The 14,738-nt window shown below is 65.5% G+C and carries 11 protein-coding genes; 7 read left to right on the forward strand and 4 right to left on the reverse strand.

The window, feature by feature from the left end:
- Positions 1-2: 2 nt before the first annotated feature.
- Positions 3-653: a 5,6-dimethylbenzimidazole synthase gene (gene bluB, locus F8197_RS18360; RefSeq protein ID WP_152883113.1), complete on the forward strand. Its 651-nt coding sequence runs from the start codon at positions 3-5 to the stop codon at positions 651-653.
- 14 nt (positions 654-667) lie between these two features.
- On the opposite strand, the gene F8197_RS18365 is transcribed toward bluB, so the two are convergent.
- From F8197_RS18365 to F8197_RS18375, 3 genes are all read right to left on the reverse strand, one after another.
- A complete protein-coding gene (locus tag F8197_RS18365; protein ID WP_152883114.1) occupies positions 668-1,858 on the reverse strand; it encodes a diguanylate cyclase in 1,191 nt (396 codons plus the stop codon).
- Between the two features lie 92 nt (positions 1,859-1,950).
- Positions 1,951-2,808 (reverse strand): MOSC domain-containing protein, encoded by an 858-nt coding sequence (locus F8197_RS18370; RefSeq protein WP_152883115.1) that lies wholly within the window; start codon positions 2,806-2,808, stop codon positions 1,951-1,953.
- 100 nt (positions 2,809-2,908) lie between these two features.
- The gene (locus F8197_RS18375; protein ID WP_152883116.1) at positions 2,909-4,954 is read right to left on the reverse strand and encodes an NYN domain-containing protein; all 2,046 of its coding nucleotides are present in this window, start codon (positions 4,952-4,954) and stop codon (positions 2,909-2,911) included.
- Positions 4,955-5,203: 249 nt separating this feature from the next.
- Between F8197_RS18375 and F8197_RS18380 the strand changes: the two genes are divergently transcribed.
- The 3 genes from F8197_RS18380 (at position 5,204) to F8197_RS18390 (ending at position 7,770) form a co-directional block, all read left to right on the forward strand.
- Complete coding sequence (locus F8197_RS18380) at positions 5,204-6,826, forward strand: ABC-F family ATP-binding cassette domain-containing protein (RefSeq protein WP_152883117.1); 1,623 nt, start codon at positions 5,204-5,206, stop codon at positions 6,824-6,826.
- Between the two features lie 76 nt (positions 6,827-6,902).
- Positions 6,903-7,379: a carboxymuconolactone decarboxylase family protein gene (locus tag F8197_RS18385; protein WP_193333473.1), complete on the forward strand. Its 477-nt coding sequence runs from the start codon at positions 6,903-6,905 to the stop codon at positions 7,377-7,379.
- A gap of 19 nt (positions 7,380-7,398) precedes the next feature.
- Entirely contained in the window at positions 7,399-7,770 is a 372-nt protein-coding gene (locus F8197_RS18390) for a MerR family transcriptional regulator (protein WP_152883118.1), read from the forward strand.
- Between the two features lie 54 nt (positions 7,771-7,824).
- Here F8197_RS18390 and ychF read toward each other — a convergent pair whose 3' ends face one another.
- Entirely contained in the window at positions 7,825-8,916 is a 1,092-nt protein-coding gene (gene ychF / locus F8197_RS18395; RefSeq protein WP_056146846.1) for a redox-regulated ATPase YchF, read from the reverse strand.
- Positions 8,917-9,176: 260 nt separating this feature from the next.
- On the opposite strand from ychF, the gene F8197_RS18400 reads away from it, so the two are divergent.
- From F8197_RS18400 to F8197_RS18410, 3 genes are all read left to right on the forward strand, one after another.
- Complete coding sequence (locus tag F8197_RS18400; protein ID WP_152883119.1) at positions 9,177-9,866, forward strand: glycine zipper 2TM domain-containing protein; 690 nt, start codon at positions 9,177-9,179, stop codon at positions 9,864-9,866.
- Positions 9,867-9,966: 100 nt separating this feature from the next.
- A complete protein-coding gene (locus tag F8197_RS18405; protein ID WP_193333474.1) occupies positions 9,967-13,278 on the forward strand; it encodes a DUF2339 domain-containing protein in 3,312 nt (1,103 codons plus the stop codon).
- Positions 13,275-14,696: a DUF3999 family protein gene (locus tag F8197_RS18410; RefSeq protein WP_152883120.1), complete on the forward strand. Its 1,422-nt coding sequence runs from the start codon at positions 13,275-13,277 to the stop codon at positions 14,694-14,696. The genes F8197_RS18405 and F8197_RS18410 overlap by 4 nt, the downstream gene beginning before the upstream one ends.
- Positions 14,697-14,738: the final 42 nt, after the last annotated feature.

The following is a 14,738-nucleotide window of genomic DNA, read 5'->3' on the forward strand; positions in this document are numbered from 1 at the left end:
TCATGTCCGCAGTATTTACTGAGCAAGAAATCGACACCGTCTATCGCGTCATCCAGGAGCGGCGCGACGTGCGCCACTTCGTTCCCGGCGCGGTGGACGAAGCGGTGATCGCGCGCCTGCTGCACGCGGCGCACCAGGCGCCCAGCGTGGGCTATATGCAGCCGTGGCGCTTCATCCGCATCGCCAGCCCCGCCGTGCGCAGCGCCATCATCGACCTGGTGGAAGCAGAACGGCTCAACACGGCCGCAGCGCTGGGCGAACGCGGCGCCGAGTTCATGCGTTTAAAGGTGGAAGGCATCCGCGAGTGCGGCGCGCTGTTTGTCGTCGCCCTGACCGATGGCCGCGAAGCGCACGTGTTCGGCCGCCGCACGCTGCCCGAGATGGACCTGGCGTCGGTCGCCTGCGCGATCCAGAACATGTGGCTGGCCTCGCGCGCCGAGGGACTGGGCATGGGCTGGGTATCGCTGTTCGACCCGGAACAACTGGCGCAACTGCTGGCCATGCCCGACGGCGCGCGGCCGGTGGCCGTGCTGTGCCTGGGGCACGTGGAGCAATTCTATCCACGGCCGATGCTGGAGATGGAGGGGTGGGATACGCGCCGTGAGCTGGCGCAGTTAGTCGCGGTGGACCGCTGGCCCGACGCTGCCGGGTAACAAGCTTGTAGAGGCTAGGCCGCCGGTGCGGTGCTGACCACGCGATTGCGCCCGGCTTCTTTGGCGGCGTACAGGCGCAGGTCGGCGGCGGCGACCCAGGCGCGGGCAATGGCGACCGGGTCGCCTTCGGTGTCGCCCGGGTGCAGTGAGGCCACGCCGATCGACACCGTCACCGACACTTGCAGCTCGGGCGTAAGGGCGATCATGGTGGCAGCCACGCCAGCGCGGATGCGCTCGGCAACGAAGGCGGCGCTGTCGAGCGGCGCATCGATCAGCAGCACCACGAATTCCTCGCCGCCGAAACGCGCCAGCGCATCCGAGGCGCGCAGCTCGTTCTTGATGCGGCTGGCCACTTCGCGCAGCACTTCGTCGCCGCCGCCGTGGCCCACGGTGTCGTTGACGCGCTTGAAGTGATCGACGTCGATGTACATGAACGAGATCGGATACGCCTGGCGCCGTGCGCGGGCGATTTCTTCCAGCAGGCGGCGGTCGATGTAGCGGCGGTTGTAGACGCCGGTGAGCGAATCGGTCAGCCCGATGTACTTGAGCATCTCGTTGCTGATGACGTTTTCCAGGCAAATGGCGACGATCGACGCCATGTGTTCGACGAAATCGGTGCCCAGGCTCGGCGTGAAGCGGGTGGGGTCGCGGCTGGCCAGGTTGAGGCTGCCGATGATGCGCTTGTTGCGCAACAGCGGCACCAGCGCCACGCTTTGCAGCCCCGCTGTCGCGTTGGGAAAGGCGGCGCCGTGACGGTGCGCATCGAACATGCCCAGCAGCGGCTTGGGCGGCGGCGAGGTTGCGGTGCGCTCGGACAGGTCGAAACCGAGCGCGTCGAGCTCCTCCACGAAAATCAGGTCGGGAAAATCCTCGAACACCACGTCGAGCTTGAGCATGACGGTGCGGATATCTTCACCCTCGTCCAGTAGCGTGAGGGTAACGGCGTCGAGCTCGGAAATGACCGGCAACACGCTGAGGATGGTGCCCACCAGTTCCGGGAAGTTGCCGGCGCTGACAATGTCCAGGTCGAACGCTTGGTGGCGCGTCATGATCGAGTGATTGCGTTCAGCCTGCTCCAGCAGATAGGCCATGCGGGCGCGGAGAGCCTGGTTTTCGGCGGCCAGCTTGTTGACCAGTTCAGCGTCGTGCGCTGCGTGGTCCGTATCCGTGCTCGGCGCCAACTTGCCGGTTGCAGTCTGCGTCATAAATAATTCCTTGCTCTTCACCCAATATCTGGTCTTGCATAACCTTACGCCAAGTTATGCCGCTTGGGAATGCCTCACTGGCCGGAAGTGCATTAAAACGCCAGCGCAACCTCGATTTCCTGGCCCACCCGCACGATACGGCCATCACCGACGGTAACGATGGCGTTCATACCGAAACACAACGCACCATCGAGCTCGGGTTTTGCGCGATAGCTTTGCAGTATTTCCAGCGGATCAGGACCGAACTCGCCGGTGGTCTGGTCCACCGATGGCATCGGGCAACGCGGGCACGGCTTGACCGGTTTTAATTCGACATCGCCGATCTGGAAGGTCTCGATGTAGTCTTCCTCGAACGCTTCGATGCCGGCGATCACCACGTTCGGCCGGAAGCGGTTCATCGGCAGCGCGGCGCGGCCCGCGCCGCGCAGTTTGTCGTTGAGGTCGTCCAGCGAGCCCTGGCCGATGACCAGGATCGGGAAACCGTCGGAAAACAGCGTGGTGGCGGCAACGTCGCCGGTCCACTTCTGGCTGACCACCCGCACGGCGTCGGCGTGAAACCGTACCAGCCGGCAAGGCACGCCCAGTGCTGCGCTGAACCAGGTGGCGATAGCGTCGTCGCAGTCATAGGCGCGCAGGCTGTCATCCCAGATGTGCACGCGGCGCGTGGGCGCCGACTGCGCATCGGGCCGCGCCAACGCCAGTTCCAGCGCCGGCATGCCGGGGAAGGCCAGCGTCAGCGTGTCGGCGTGCAAGGTGGGGGTGATCAGCGCCATGCGCGGGAAATCACGCTGCGTCATGTAGCCGCCGTTGGCATCGACCACCATCCATTCGCGGTCAAGGACTTTTTCATCGGCAGTGGCCAGGCCGGCCGTGGTCAGCAACGCTTGCGGCAGCGACAGGCCGGCGCAGGATTTGATCGGGTAGAGGATGAGTTCGGACAGGATGGGCATGGCACACACGGAAAGCTGCGCGACCAGCGCGCGGTTAGTCGGATTGCAATCTTGCTATATTGATTGACAACGGGGGCGCGTGGCGGCGCCCCCGGGGGTATTACTCTTCCGTGGCTGGCGCCTTGGAAGCTTTCGGCGCCCGTGGTGCCTTGGGCGCCCGTGGTTGCTTCGGTGCCTTGGCGGCCGGGGTTGCGTTGCCGGCTGCTGCTTCTGCAGCTGCTTCGGCTGCAATTGCGGCCGGTTGGGCAACCGCTGCTGCGGCGCCAGGCGCGCGGTCGGCGGCCGGTTGGGCAACCGCTGCTGCGGCGCCAGGCGCGCGGTCGGCGGCCGGTTGAGCAATCGCTACCACAGCGCCATTCGCGCGGTCGGCGGCCGGCTTGGCTTTCGGCTTGGCCTTTGGCTTTGCCGGACGGGCCGGCTTGGCGTTGGCGTTGGCAACGTTGGTACCGCCTGTCTCGGCAGCCGGCGCAACTGGCGTGACTACCTTGGTGGCGACCGGTGCGGCTTCCTGCACCGCTGGCGTGACCACCGGGGCGGCAACCGGCGCGGCTTTCTGCGTAGCTGGCGTGGCCATCGGGGCAGCGACTGCCGAAGATGCGACCGCCGCGGCATCCTGCGCCGCTGGCGCGCTCGTTACTGCCTGATCAAGCTGCGCTGCCGGCGCCTTGGCCGCAGCTTTTACCTTGCGTGCCGGTGGTTTGGCGCCGCTTTTCTTTTTGGCTGGGGCCTGTGGCTGAACCTGGCCTGGTCCTTCGCCGCTAACGACGGGCGCATCCTGCACCTCCGGCAACGCCACTGCTGCTTCCAGCACAACCGGCGCGGCGGCTTGCACTTCCACCTCCGCAGCCGGGTGACGCGGCTGACCGGGCTGATTGCGTTGGCCACCGCCGTTGCGGTCATTGCGGTCGCCTCGCTCATTGCGGTTGTTGCGGTCGCGGCCGCCACGGTTGCGATTGCGGTTGCCATCGCGGTCGTTATTGGCTGCCGGTGCAGCAGCGATGCCGGCATTGGCAGCCGCTTGCGCAGCGTCAGCCAGTTCTGCCAGTGGTTCGGCAGGCGCAATGGCGTCGGTTTCCGGCGTGGTGTCGATGGCAATCGCGATTGCGCCCGGGTTGTCGTCAGCCGGGCCGGGACGGGCCTGGCCCTGGCGGCCATGGCGCTCGGCCTGGCGTTCGGCAAAGCGTTCGGCGGCCGTGCGGCCACGGTTGCGGCTGCGGCGCGATTCGTTGCCCTGCTCCGGCGCGTCGTTGCCGCCGTTCTCGTTCTGGCCGTTGTGGCTGCTCTCGCCGGACTGGCCTTCCGCACGCGCCTGGGCCGAGCTGTTTTGCGCGCCGCTACTGCGGTAGACGTAGGCGCCCGACTTTTCGTCGCGGCCGAATTCCAGCAGGCCGCGCGCCTTGCATTCCTCGATCAGGTTGCCGAAGGTGCGGAAGCCGTAGTACGACTCGCTGAAGTCCGGCTTGCGGCGCTTGATCGCTTCCTTCAGTACCGATGCCCAGATCTTGCCGCTGTCGCCACGCTCGAGCACCAGGGCTTCGAAGGTGTTGACGGCGATTTCCACGGCCTGGTCGCGGCGCTTTTCCATTTCGTCGCGGCGGGCGTTTTCTTCTTCCGGCGAGCGCTTGACGGCAGGCTTGGCCTCGCCTGCATCGCGGCGGGCACGGCGGCTCTCGCGCACCAGGTCGTCGTAGAAAATGAATTCGTCGCAGTTGGCCACCAGCAGGTCGGACGTCGATTGCTTGACGCCCACGCCGATAACCTTCTTGGCGTTCTCGCGCAGCTTGGACACCAGCGGCGAAAAGTCGGAGTCGCCCGAGATGATCACAAAAGTATCCACGTGCGACTTGGTATAGCACAGGTCGAGCGCATCGACCACCATGCGGATGTCGGCCGAGTTCTTGCCGGACTGGCGCACGTGCGGGATTTCGATCAGCTCGAAGTTGGCCTCGTGCATGGGCGCCTTGAAGCCCTTGTAGCGATCCCAGTCGCAATACGCTTTCTTGACCACGATGCTGCCCTTGAGCAGCAGACGTTCCAGCACCGGCTTGATGTCGAACTTGTCGTAGTTGGCGTCGCGTACACCGAGCGCGACGTTTTCAAAATCGCAGAACAGCGCCATGCTGACGTTATCGTTGGAAGATGCCATGAGGAATATTTTCTAGTGAAGAGTGATGCGGGGGAACAAACGCGTGGTCCGGCGGTCGGCTAATCCGACGATTATACCCAACAACGCCTTGCCCTCCATGTACTGATCCATGCCCTGTTCTATAATGAGCGCTCTTCCCAATCACCGAGGTACTCGTCCGATGCGCCATTGATGCCGCCGTCTTCTTGACGGCCAGTCTCCACTGCTCCCCTTTCCACCGGGAGTTCCTGGCATCTATTGGAGTGACGTATGACGCAACTTTCGACCCCGCACATCACGCTCGATGGCGTGACGTACAGCCTGCCCGACGGCAGCCTGCTGTTTTCCGATCTGCATGAACAACTCGACCAGCAGGCAACCGGCCTGGTCGGGCGCAACGGCGCCGGCAAGACCGTGCTCGCGCGCATCCTGGCCGGCCAGCTGGCGCCCGCCTCCGGGCGCTGCGTGCGCCACGGTTCCGTGTATTACCTGGCCCAGCAGGTGGCCCCCGCGCCCGGCGCCACCATCGCCGACCTGGCCGGCGTGCGCGCCGAACTTGATGCGCTGGCCCGCATCGAGGCCGGCAGCGTGGCGGTGGAAGATTTCGACCTGGTGGGCGACCGCTGGGATTTGCCGCAATTGCTGCAACAGGAACTCGACCGCAGCGGCCTGGACCGCCACGACGCCAACACCCCGGCAAGCGCTCTGAGCGGCGGTGAAGCCATGCGCGTGGCCCTGGCCGGCGCCATGGTTTCCGGCGCCGATTTCCTGCTCCTCGACGAACCGAGCAACCATCTCGACCGCCACCACCGGCAAGCGCTGATCGCCCAATTGCAGCGCTGGCCACGCGGCCTACTGGTGGTCAGCCACGACCGCCAGTTGCTCGATACCATGGCGCGCATCGTCGAGCTGTCGCCGCAGGGCTTGCGCAGCTATGGCGGCAACTACAGTTTTTATGCTGCCGCCCGCGCGCAGGCGCACCAAAGCGCACTCGACCAGCTCGACCAGCGCAAGCTCGAACGCCAGCGAGAAGAGCAGGCGATGCGCACCCAGCGCGAACGCCAGGACCAGCGCCAAGCCAGGGGCGCACGCCAGGGCAAGGAAGCCAACCAGGCCAGGATCCTGCTGGGCCGGCAGAAGGAACGCAGCGAAAGCTCGGCCGGTAAATTGCGCCAGCAACAGGATACCGCGCGTGAACATCTATCGGAACGGGTGCGCGCTGCCGCGCAGCAGGTGCGGGACGAGGCGGAGATCGTGCTGCACGCGCTGCCCGCAGTGCGTGGGACGCGACGGCGCGTGGTGCAGCTCGACGCGGTGGCGCTGCCATTCGTGCCGGCGGCCACGCGCCATATCACGCTCGGCTTGAGCGCCGGGCAGCGCGTGGGCGTGATCGGCCCCAACGGCTGCGGCAAGTCAACCCTGCTGCAAGTGATGGCCGGCCGCATCGCGCCGCTGGCAGGCAGTTGCCAGGTGGCCGATACCTGCGTGTACCTCGATCAGCGCCTGGCCGATCTGGATCCGGCGCGCACCGTGCTCGAACACCTGATGGCAGCCAACCGCGTTGTAGCGGAAGGCACCTTGCGCACCTGGCTGGCACAGTTGGGGCTCGGTGCGCAAAATATCATCGCTCCCAGCGGCATGCTCAGCGGCGGCGAACGCTTGAAGGCGGCACTGGCCTGCGTGCTGTACGCCGATCCCCCGGCGCAACTGCTGCTGCTCGACGAACCCGGCAACCACCTCGACCTGCCGTCGCTGCAGGCGCTGGAAACCATGCTGCGCAGCTACCGGGGCGCGCTGGTGGTGGTGTCGCACGACGATGCTTTCCTGGACAACCTGGCGCTGACCGACCGGCTATCGGCTGACGAAAACGGTTGGCGGCTCGATCCATGGTGAGCGCTTGACTTGGAGTGCGCTCGAAGTATTAGCCTGTGCTTGAGAACTTTCTCATCGACCAACCAGGAGCATACCAATGGCACTCATGACCATGCTGTTTCCGAAAACCCTGTTGCTGGCCGGCATCGTCTCCACGACTGCCGCCAGCGCCCAGGAGCAACGCGATGAACGTCGCGTGCGAGGCGAACACACCATTGCCGCCATCACCGGCAGCGCAGGGACGACAGTGGTGGACTCGTTGCGCGACCTGTCGCCCGAGCTGGGTCACTGGATCGTCGATTTTGCCTATGGCGACGTGTTCTCGCGCCCTGTCCTGTCGCTGCGCACGCGCGAACTTGCCACCATTTCCGCCCTGACCGCGCTGGGCAATGCGCAGTCGCAATTGAAGGTCCATATCGAAGGTGCACTCAACGTCGGCTGCACGCCGGAAGAGATCATCGAAGTCATCATCCAGATGGCCGTGTATGCAGGATTCCCCAGTGCCCTGAATGGCATCAGCGCCGCACGCGAAGTATTCGACAGGCGCGGGGTTAAAATCACTGCAACAAAATGACATCCACCAGGAGCGGCCCATGGCATCCCACCTCAGCATCGACGAAGTCGCCAGGCGCACCGGGCTGACCGCCCACACGCTGCGCTATTACGAACGGATCGGACTGATCGCCCCGGTGGGTCGCGCCGAGGGGGGCCAGCGGCGCTATGCGGCGGCAGACCTGGCATGGATCGACTTCCTGCTGCGCCTGCGCACCACGCGTATGCCGATCAGCCGGATGAAAGCGTTCGCCACCCTGCGCGCAGCAGGCGACAACACCGTGCCTGACCGGCGGCGGATGCTGGAAACGCACCTGCAGGACGTGCTGGCGGAAATGGACGCGATGCGCCTGTCGGTGCAGGCGCTGGAGGACAAGATCGGGTATTACCGGGCAGTGGAACGTTCGAAATAGCAATGACAGATACAAAAAAGCCCCGCATCAGCAGGGCTCCTCGGTTCCGTTCGATCAGACGTTGAACAGGAAGTTCAGTACATCCCCATCCTTGACCACGTATTCCTTGCCCTCGGCGCGCATCTTGCCTGCTTCCTTGGCGCCGGCTTCACCCTTGTACTGGATGTAGTCGTCGTAGGCGATGGTTTGCGCGCGGATGAAGCCGCGTTCGAAGTCGGTGTGGATCACACCAGCTGCTTGCGGCGCGGTGTCGCCCACGCGGATGGTCCAGGCGCGCACTTCCTTCACACCGGCGGTAAAGTAGGTTTGCAGGCCCAGCAGGTTGTAGGCGGCGCGGATCAGGCGGTCGAGGCCTGGCTCTTGCATGCCCATGTCGGCCAGGAACTCGGTCTTGTCGGCGTCGTCCAGGTCGGCGATTTCCGCTTCGATCGAGGCGCAGATGGCCACGATCGGAGCGTTCTGGGTTTTGGCGTAGGCGGTCAGTTGGTCCAGCAGCGGGTTGTTGGTAAAGCCGCTGTCGGACACGTTGGCCACGTACATGGCCGGCTTGGCGGTGATCAGGCACAGCGGCTTGATCAGGGCCATTTCGTCGGCATCGAGGCCCATGGCGCGCACCGGCTTGGCTTCGTTCAGGTGCGGCACGATGCGCTCCATGATGGCCAGCAGCTTGGCGGCGTCCTTGTCGCCCGAGCGCGATTTCTTGTTTTCGCGGTGGATGGCTTTTTCCACGGTGCCCAGGTCGGCCAGCGCCAGCTCGGTCTGGATGACTTCGATATCGTCGAGCGGGCTGACCTTGCCGGAAACGTGGATCACGTTGTCGTCTTCGAAGCAGCGCACCACGTTGACGATGGCGTCGGTTTCGCGGATGTGCGACAGGAACTGGTTGCCCAGGCCCTCGCCCTGCGAGGCGCCAGCGACCAGGCCGGCGATGTCGACGAATTCGACGATGGCGTTGACCATGCGTTCCGGCTTGACGATCTCGGCCAGCGCAGCCATGCGCGGATCGGGAACTTCCACCACGCCGACGTTCGGCTCGATGGTGCAGAACGGGTAGTTTTCGGCCGGGATGCCCGCTTTGGTCAGGGCGTTGAACAGGGTGGACTTGCCGACGTTAGGCAGGCCGACGATGCCGCATTGGAGACTCATGGAAAACCTTTAATAATCATAGCGCCGGCAAGCGGCTGGTGAAAACGGCCTGAATGGCGTTTTTTAAGTTCAAGGGGTCTATTGTACCTCCCCCGCCTCCGAGGTTCAAAAAAACCGCGCCCGCCGCACGGTCGAACTCATGATTTTTGGGAACAATTGCTTACATTTGATACGAAATCCGGGTCATACCAATGGCGCCGGTGCGCGTTAGTTGTGTGTACAGTGTCTACGTCAGGCAATCACTCAGGAAAGGTCTTACCATGAATAACAATACCAACAAATCCTCGCTGCACCCGATGGTTCTCGCCGCCGCCGGCGCAGTCGTCCTGGTCAGCGGTGTCGGCGTGGCCGCCATGATGGGCTGGCTGCCTTCCTCCAACAGCCAGACCCCCGAGGTACCGCTGGCCGCCAATGTTCCCCCTGTCATCGAGCAACAGGCTGCCTCGACGCCGCCCGTACCGGCCCCGATCGCAGCGCCCGTGGTGGCGCCAGCGCGTGAAACCGTGCGCGAACCGGTCCGTGAACCAGTGCGCCAGGCTCAGCGCGAACCGGTGCGGGAAAAGCCACCGGTGGTCAAGCCCACCCCTGCCCCCGAGAAAGCCGCACAGGCCGTCTGCAACAGCTGCGGCGTGATCGAATCGATTACCTCGGTGGACCAGCGCGCCGAAGGCAGCGGCGTGGGCGCGGTCGGCGGCGCCCTGCTGGGCGGCTTGCTGGGCAACCAGGTGGGCGACGGCAACGGCCGCAAGCTCGCGACCGTGGCTGGCGCCATCGGTGGCGCGGTGGCCGGCAACCAGGTCGAAGGCCGGGTGAAAGGCACCCGTACCTATACCATCGCGGTACGCCTCGAGAACGGCAAGACGCAGAACATCATCCAGACCGAGCAACCGAATTGGCGTGAAGGCGACCGCGTGCGCATCGTTAACGGCAATCTGCGCGCCGACGGCTAAGCGACAAGGACGTTTCGTCGCAGCAAACAATACTTTGATTCTTTCCGCATGGACAGTCTTGCATTTGTGATATTTTGCAAGGCTATCCTGCGGAGGCTTCATGGAACTTGTTCTGCTTGTTTTTGGCCTGGTAACGTTTAATATCGCCTGGCGCGCACGTGGCGAAGCGCGCTATTTGCGCAAGCTGATCGATGAATTGCGCGAGGAGGTCGTTGCCTTGCGCGGCGGCCACCTCCCCGCTCAGCAGCCGGCCATGGCGCCGCCGGAGGCGGTGCTAGCGCCACCGGCGCCACGCCAGCCGCAAACCTTGGCGGTGCCAGCCTCGGTGCCGGCAACTGCGCCAGCATCGGCTACAGTATCACCACCACCCACTTCACCGCCGGCCACAGAGCCTGCACCAATACTGGCGCCGGTTGCAGCACAGGCCGCAGTACCGTTACCGATACCTGTGCCGACGCCAACGGCACGCCCCGTACCAGCCCCGGCTGCAGCCGAGCGGCCCGCCATCACACCCACTGCTCCCCCTCCCGTCTTCGTCCCACCTGCTGCGCGCGCCCCGCAGCAGCCACCGCAATGGCTGGTCACGGCCAAAGCCTGGCTGTTCGGCGGCAACCTCGTGGCCAAGCTCGGCCTGCTGATCCTGTTCATCGGCGTCAGCTTCCTGCTCAAATACACGGCAGCGCGCGTCACGCTGCCGATCGAACTGCGCCTGGCGGCCATCGTGCTGGCCGACCTGGCAGTGCTGGCCTGGGGCTGGCGCATCCGCATCAAACGGCCGGCGATCAGCCTGCCGGTCCAGGGCGCGGCGCTGGCGGTGCTGATGCTGGTCACTTTCGGCGCCTTCCGCGTCTACCACCTGATTCCCGGTGGATTGGCCTTTGCACTGCTGCTGGTATTGACCGTGTTCACCTGCCTGCTGGCGGTACTGCAAAACGCCATGTGGCTGGCCATCTTCGGTATTGCCGGCGGCTTTGCCACGCCGATCCTGGCGTCCAGCGGCGGCGGCAGCCATATCGGCCTGTTTTCGTACTATGCGCTGCTAAATGGCGGCGTGCTGGCCCTGGCGCTGCTGCGGTCGTGGCGGCCGCTCAACCTGCTGGGCTTTGCCTTCACCTTCAGCATCGCCACTGCCTGGGGCGTGCTGCGCTACGCGCCAGAGAACTACCTGTCGGTGCAGTTGTTCCTGCTGCTGTTCTTTGCCTTTTACGTGTCGATCCCGCTGGCGTATGCGCGCCAGCAGTCGGTGCGGCTCAAGCACTACGTGGACGGCACACTGGTGTTCGGCACGCCGATGCTGGCCTTTGGCTTGCAGTTCAGCCTGGTAAGCGGCTTCGACTTCGGCGTCGCCTATTCCGCCCTGGCGCTGGGCTTGTTTTACGTGGCGCTGGCCACCGTGCTGCGCCGCCAGCAGCACGCGCAGCGCTATGCCTTGCTGGCCGATTCGTTCCTGGCGCTGGGCATCGTGTTCGGCACGCTGGCCATCCCGTTCGCGCTCGACGGCCGCTGGACGTCCGCCGCCTGGGCGCTGGAAGGCGCCGGCATCGTCTGGATCGGCCTGCGCCAGCAACAAAGGCTGGCGTGGACGTTCGGGCTGCTGGTACAGGCCGGCGCCTGGGTCTCGTTCATCGGCTCGGCCACCGGCCTGTCGCCGGTTGGCGCGCTCGACGCCAACCTGTGGCTGGGCTTCCTGCTGCTGGCTGCGACCGCCTTCCTGATGGCCACGCGCTTTCGCGCTCACATGGCCGCCGCGGACAACGACAGTTTCGCCTTGCTGGCCGGGGTGTTCCTGGTGTTTGCCACGGTATGGCTGGTGGCGGGCGCCTGGACCGAAATCCTGCTGCGGGTGACGGAAAACCGCCAGGGCACGCTGCTGGTCGGCAGCGCCATGATCGCTGTAATTGGCCTGTACCTGGTTGCCCGCAAGATGGCCTGGCCGCTGGCTGGCGGTATCGCGCTAGCGGTGCAGGCAGTGGCGGGGTTCAAGCTGCTGCAACTGATGGTTTCCGGCTGGTATGGCCCCGGCGCCGCGCCATCGCTGCTGGAGCGCCCCCTGCTTGGCGCCCTGATGATCGTCGGCGCAGCGCTGTTCAGCAGCTGGGCGCTGTGGCGCCGCCGCGAGGCAAGCACCAGCACGACCGACCTCGCCGCGATTTACCGGTTGACGCTGATCTGGTCGGCCCTGTGGTGGTTCTGCCTGGCGGCGCCAAACCTGGCAAGCTGGCTGGCCGGCCACTATGCCGGCCTGTTCCCGCAACGATATCCGACCGAATACGGGTTCGATGCCAGTGTGCAGTGGTGCGCCTACAGCTTGCTGCTGGCGGCCACTGCTTTGGCGGCAGTCCGGTTTGCGCACCGCCTGCGCTGGCCGTCCCTGCGGTGGTTTGCCGCGATCGTGTGGCCGGCGCTCACCGGCGCCACGTTGCTGATGCTGGTGGACCTGTACGACAACGCATCACGCCTGCCGCGCGTCGAAGCCTGGATTACCTTTGCCGCGCTGTGGCTAACCGGCGAATGGCTGCTGGCGGCGTGGCCGCGGCAAGGCTGGGCGCTGCGGCCATTCGCGCTGCGCGTGCTCCACACCGTTCGCACCGCAGGTCCGTGGCTGATGATCTGGCCGGTCGTCGCCTACCTGATTGGCCGGTGGCTAACCGGCGCCGGCCACGAGGCCTTGATTGCCGACTGGGGCACCAGCGCCAGCTGGGCGCGCTTCGTGCCGTCGTGGCTGATGATGGCGGCCATCGCCTGGCTGATGCAACGCACCCGCCAGGACGCCTGGCCGGTGGCGCCGATCGCGCCCTGGTACCGCAGCCGCCTGATCCCGGCAGGGTGCGCCTGGTCGGCGCTGCTGGTCGGCGCATGGAACCTGACGCAGGATGGCGCCATGGCGCCGCTGCCCTATCTGCCGCTGCTCAATCCGCTCGACCTCAGTACCTGCTTCGCCTTGCTGTTGCTGCTGGCCTGCCACCGCCTGCAAGCGCCGCCGGCGCGTGGTCCGGCGGGCTGGCCGGCCGGCTGGATAGCGCCGCTGCCGCTGGCCATTGCACTGCTCGGCTATATATGGTTCAACCTCGCGTTGCTGCGCACGGTCTCGCACTACCTCGATGTGCCGTACGAGTTCGCCAGCATGTTCGCGTCGCAGTTCGTGCAAGCGATGCTGTCGCTGGTATGGAGCGTGACAGCGCTGCTGCTGATGCGCTACGCGGCGCGGCGCGCCATGCGCCGCGTCTGGATTGTCGGCGCGGCGCTGCTGGGGCTGGTGGTAATCAAGCTGTTCCTGGTGGACTTGTCCAATATCGGCGGCGTGGAGCGCATCGTCTCGTTCCTCGGCGTGGGTGCGCTGATGGTGGGCATCGGCTACCTGGCGCCCTTCCCCCAGTCCGAACCAGCAGAACCACAGGCAGTGACGGCATGAAAACATTCCTGATCGGCGCCGCCTGCCTGGCCAGCGCCATTGCCATGGCCGCCAGTGAACCCGCAAGCGACAGGCCCGGCGATTACACGCACCTGCTGCCGCTGGCCTCCAGCGCAAAGCAGGGTGTGCTGCAACTGCGCCTGCCACGCGATGTCTACCTGCATGCGCGCTCTCCTCTGCTCGACGATGTGCGCGTATTCGACGCCAACGGCGTACCGCAACCGTTCGCGTTGCAGGAACCGGTGGCGGCAGACAACATCGGCCACAAGGACTTGCCACTGACGATCTTTCCGCTGATGGCGGCGGCTGGTAACCAGTCGTCGCAGCTCGACCTCGATGTCAGCACCGCGCCCGATGGCCGACTGGTGTCGGTCAAGGTGCGTCCTGAGCAAGGCGGCCAGGACGCTGCGGCCGGGTCCACGCGCCTGACGGGATTGATACTCGATCTCGGCAAGCCGCCCGCATCACAAACAACTGCGGCGCCGGCAGTTGACGCGCTGCGCTTCACCCTGCCGCCGGACCAGCGCGACTACAGCGCCCAGGTCTGGCTGGAAACAAGCAACGACTTGAAGCGCTGGGATGCCGTTGGCGCAGCCGAGCTGAACTGGCTGGTCAATCAGGATCAGCAAACCCTGGCCAACGACCGGCTGACCTTTGAAGCCAGACCATTCCGCTACGCGCGCCTGACCTGGCGCAGCGGCACGCCGCTGCTCTTTTCCGCCATCGTGGCCGAACAACCGGTGCGCACCAGCACCGCCGTGCCGAATGAGCAGTTGCTGCTGCAACCCGGCACCGGCGACCGGCCGCAAGACCTGGTGTACGCCATGCCGCCGGCTATTGCGCCTGCCACCATCGGCGTGCAGTTCAGCGAGACCAATGTCGTACTGCCCGCGCAACTGGGCGTGTACGACACCGTGCCCACACGCCAGGCCGGCGCGGCCACCCGTCGCTTCGAGCCCATCGTCAACACCACTTTTTATCGCATCACGCAGGATGGCCAGGCGCGCAGCTCAGGCGATCTGGCCGTGACGCCACGGCAAGCGCCGCACTGGGTGCTGCGCACCGAGGCGGCAGTGACAGTCAAGCCGGTATTGAAGGTGGGCTGGCAACCGGCCACGCTGGTGTTTTTGGCCAGCGGCAACCCGCCGTACACGCTGGCGGTGGGACGCGACCGCGCGCCTGCCACCAGCCGTCCTGTGGCACAGGTGGCGCCGGGTTTCAGTGACGTGGAATTGCGCCAGCTCGACCGAGCTACCGCCGGGCCGGCCATCGCGCAGCAAGGCGCGGGGGCGGCGCCGCACGACGACGATGCCGGCGCACGCACCCGGCTGCTGGTGTTGTGGGGGACGCTGTTGCTGGGGACTGGCGTGCTGGCATTTATGGTCTGGCGCCTGCTGCGCCAGAAACCTCAAGCCTGAAAAACCTCCATAGCGGCGTTGCAGCGCCTCGCCGTACATTCG

Source organism: Duganella sp. FT27W, from assembly GCF_009295655.1.
Classification (GTDB): domain Bacteria; phylum Pseudomonadota; class Gammaproteobacteria; order Burkholderiales; family Burkholderiaceae_D; genus Rugamonas; species Rugamonas zoogloeoides.